This window comes from Streptomyces sp. (assembly GCF_035563135.1).
GTDB lineage: Bacteria > Actinomycetota > Actinomycetes > Streptomycetales > Streptomycetaceae > Streptomyces.
The window spans coordinates 1-4,421 of the sequence record NZ_DATMVN010000309.1; the positions used below are offsets into that span (position 1 = coordinate 1).

Annotated in this window: 2 protein-coding genes; both read left to right on the top strand. The window is 69.5% G+C overall.

Going from position 1 to position 4,421, the window contains the following annotated elements; translation table 11 throughout:
- The coding region (locus VN520_RS13560; protein ID WP_325747146.1) for a phosphotransferase at positions 1 to 366 on the top strand (366 nt) is incomplete at its 5' end.
- A 398-nt stretch (positions 367 to 764) separates the two neighbouring features.
- On the top strand, positions 765 to 3,995 hold the full coding sequence (locus tag VN520_RS13565; protein ID WP_325747147.1) for a tetratricopeptide repeat protein: 3,231 nt from the start codon (positions 765 to 767) through the stop codon (positions 3,993 to 3,995).
- Positions 3,996 to 4,421: the final 426 nt, after the last annotated feature.

Below are 4,421 nucleotides of genomic sequence, written 5' to 3' on the forward strand. Positions count from 1 at the left end.
CGGCTGGGTGCACCGGCCGGCGACCCGGTCCTGGTCCACGGCGACCTGCATGTGCGGCACCTGCTCCTCGACCAGGAGGGCGACGCCGTCGGCGTCATCGACTGGGGCGATGTCTGCCTGGCCGATCCGGCCGTGGACCTGACGCTGGCGTTCACCGCCTTCGCCGGGCCGGCGCGAGCAGCCTTCTTCCAGGCGTACGGGCAGGTCGACGCCGAGCGGGAGCTACGGGCCCGCGCGCTGGGCATTCGCCTGAGCGGCCTGCTGGCCGCCTACGCCGCCGCGATGGGTAGTTCAGTGCTGCTCGCCGAGGCTCTCGGCGGCCTCCGCAGAGCAGTGGATCGGCCGCTGCCCGCCGAGAGCCCCTGACGCCGTCCGGCCAGGAATACGGTGAACATCCTTCCAGCGGCACCTCTCGGCACCACAGATCAGATGTCACCTACTCGTGAGCAGTCCCCAGCGACCGCATCGGCGCACCGGCCCCACGATCCCTGACGCCTGCGGTCACTGCTCCTTAGAATTAAGTCATCCGAGGTATCTAAACGGAAGCTTTAGCCCTCTGATCCCTCAGTTGTGAGTAGGGGGAAGACGTGGCCGAGAGTGGGCAAGCGGGCGCTGCAGCGGGTAAAAGCACATCCACTCCGGACCTGCTGACCTCTCGCTCCGCCGAGGGGGGCGACTCTCCGGCCAGCTCTTCAGCACGGGCACGTCAATCCCATGTGACCGCTCCGACACCGCACCGTGCTTTTCGGTGGCTCGATCTATTAGTGGCGACCTCAGTGATCGCGCTGCTAATGCTTCCTCTTCTGGCAACGTTCCTCAGCGCCCGGCCGGGGCCTCGCCCCTCCGACGACGTGGTTCTCCCACCATTGCCTGTCGACGCCCGGGGCGGACGGATCATCGATCTTCCGGCGGGCTTGCCGGCGGGCTCGCGCATACGCACTCCGGAGGACCTCCGTCGCCTCGCTGTCCGAGCACTGGGTGCTGCGGGCAGTGACCGGCTGATCGAGCTTCTCGACCCAGCCGCCCCCTTCGTTCCGGACGCGACCTTCGAGGGTGTCGGCTTCCCCGTGCCATATCCGTACCGGTATCCGACCTTCGACGAAATGCTCGACCGCGCACCGATGGCAGCTCGGACAGCCGCTGCCGCGAAGCTGGGAGCCGCGCTCGTGGTCCTGGCCGCCCGGCCCACCAGCGACCAGGACGACTTCTACCGGACCGAGTACCGCAACGCCGCCGCGGCCGCGTTCGCGCTTCTCGATCGGGCCCGCATCGGCGGTGACTGCGAGGCACAGCTGAACCTGCTTCTGTTGGTCGCCGCTGACAGTTGGCCGCGCGATGACGTGGTCCAGGCGGAGGCCGACAGAACGGCGTCGGCCTGCCCGGACGACCTCACCGCCTACTGGTTGCTGGGGCAGTTCCAGTCCCAGCGCGCGGAGGTGGAGTCTCCGCACAACCTCGTGGTCTACCCCCTGCCCGAGGATGCGATGAACCGCGCCCCCGCGACGTTCACCGCACTGCTGGAGCGTTCTCCCGGCGCGCCGGCAGCCTGGACCGGTGCCGCCGACGCCAATGCTCGAGCGGGGCTCGTCCTCCGGGCAGACCAACCGTTCGCGGCCCGACAGAAGTTTCGGACGGCTGAGAGCCAGTACCGCCGCGCGAAAGAACTGGGCGCGGGCCGGGAGGCCGACATCGGTCGTGCCCGTGTGCTGATCGAGCTCGGAGACCCGAAGGGGGCGGTCCGGCTCCTGCAGCAGGTTCCGGCGGAGGGCGGGGGCGCCGGCCCGGTCCTGGAGCTCTTGACGACGGCCGCGGAGGCGGGGCACGACTTCGACGCGGCCCGCTCCCACGCGTCACGGCTCACGGAACTCGGCGCGTCGGCCTACCCGAGCGACGCGCCATTGTTCCCGGTGCCGGGCATCACCCCAGGCCCGTTGTTCCAGGCCGCGGCCACGGCGCCGTTGTCGACGGGAGCCGGCCGGCTCACGCCCTTCACGGTGGATCTGGCGCCCGAGCCTGGCGGCGCGGGCGGCTCCGTGGACGACGTCTCCTTCATCCCGGTGTTCCGCCAGGACAACTTCACCGGGACGGAACCGATGTGCCCCGGTTGGGTGTGGCGGCGCAGTGCGATGCTCGCAGGCGACGCGGCATCGGCGCTCGAGGACCTGCCCGAGGAGTTTCGGCCGGTGCGTCCTGACCTCGCCCATCTGCACTGCGGTCCGGGCGTCGGCTTCCGGGGGGTGGGCGGTGTGCTTGGCTTGGAAACCGGCCTCGCAAATCCGACTAATCCCATCGAGCTGGAGTCCCTCCAGGATGCGCGCCAGAACCTGTGGCGGTGGGCAGGCGACATGGCGCGTGCTGAAGAGGTCGTCCGTGAGTGGGCCGACGCAGCCGGTCCCGGCGCCTTCCTGCCGATGCTGCGCCTGGGAGAGGTGGAGTACCTCCGCGGTCAGTACGACGCCGCGGCGGCCGACTTCGACGTGGCGGCGCGGCGCTACAGAAGCGCAATCGACTGGGCCGAATCCCGGCTCGACCGCGGGGTGGCACTCCTGCGGGCGGGCAGGCAGGACGAGGCCATCGATCTGCTTCGCCTGGTGGACCGCGACGCAGCCGCTGATGTGGTCTGGAGCCAAACCAACGCCCCGAGTCAGACAGACAGGCTGGTCACCCTTTCCTTCCACGCACGCGCCCAGCTGGCCGACGCAACTCGCGAAACAGGTCAGCTGCACGCATCCGCCGAGTTCTACGCGGCCGCCCGGGAGCGGCTGCCGTGGATCGAGGAGCGGTTGCTGCCCAACATCCGGCCGGAACGGGTGTACGCCAATGAAGCCCTCACCCTGTTGGGGTTGGATCGCGTCAAGGCGGCGGAAAGGTCGATCGACCAGGCACTGGAAGTGGACCCCGCCAATCCGGTCTTCCTGATGACGGCCGGTTTCATCGCCCACCGGGCCGGTCGGACCCCGGAGGCGGCCGATCACAACGCCGCGGCTCTCCGCAGCGACGCCGGGGCCTACCCGGCCGCCAATGACCTGGGCGTCGAGCTGGCACGGCTGGGCGACGAGGACGGAGCGCTCCGTGCTTTTCGGCAAGCCGTCGCAGCCAGACCGGACTACGCGCTGGGCTGGTTCAACCTCGGCGTCCTTCACGGTCGCATGGGACCGCTACATCTACCTGCCTCTCAGGGAGCGTTGGCACGGGCCATCACGCTGGATCCGTCGCTGGCCGACCGGGAGCGTCAACTGACCATCGACGAAGGCATCTATCGCACCGGCCTGGACCTTTCGAAGCCCCTGCCATCTCGCTGGAGCTTGGCGGATGTGCAGCGCAGCGCACCCACCGCTGCGGCCGGTCTGCTCGCCGTCTGCCTGCTGGGTTTAGGGCTAGCGCGCACATCCGTCGGCGACGGCAACCGGGTTCTACTGGACAAGGTGGTGGAGCCTGCTACAGACCGACTCCAACGCCTGCCGGTGGTGGGACGACTCCGTCGCCCCGGGTGGGCTCTCGCCGCGACTCCCGTCGTCTTCCTGCTGGCGGCGCTGCATGACGTAAACGGAGGCGCAACTGAGCTGTTCGCCTATAGCCTCGGCGTCCTCGTTGTCGTGGGGCTGGCGATGCGGGCTCGCCTCGCCGTCGCTCGGCGCGCCGGTCTGTCCGCCATGCACGAGACGTGGGCACCTGGGGTCATGTTCGGTATGGCGACAGGCGCCGCCGGCCTGCCCTGGGCGCCGCTGCCCGTGGTGAGGACCTCGGATGCGGGGCAGCGCGTTCATTGGGCGGCCCCCGTCGTCCTAGCGCTGCTCGGGATCGTCTTGTTCGTCGAGGCGGCGTGGCTCCCACTGCCACTTACCCGGTCACTGGCCGTCGCTACGTTGGTCATGGTGGCGTCCGTACTCGTCCCGATTGCGCCGCTGGACGGGAAGGAGACGGGCAAGGGCGGCGCGTTGGTCGGCGTCGGCGTAATCGGCGCTGCTGCGCTCGTTTTCTTGGGCCTGGTTTGAAGACTGTGCGTCCGCAGGCCTCGTCCAAGCCTGAGTGCTGATGGCAGGCGTGGTCGACACCCTGGCACGCCCTCCAGCAGATGGTCCAAAGCGCCGAGGGCTACGTCCTGCCCAACGACAGCGACCGGATGCCTCTTACCTTCTCCCTCACGGCCACCATGCTCCGCGACTTCCACCCCGAGGCGGCCGTCCCACAGTGAGCCGCCAGGGGACAGGAGGCGGCCTCGAGAACTGTTCGCGAGGCGATGGGCACGGCGATGCCGAACCGTGCGTCCGTCAGGGCGGAGCCCCACGATCGCGAGCATCAGGCGCGTCGCTGCGCGCGGCATTGCTCGCGATGGCGTGGATGAGTTGTGGCCATGCGCCGCGGGGGAGGTCGTGGCCCATGCCGGGGATCAGGATCAGGCGTGCGCCGGGAACGGCCTC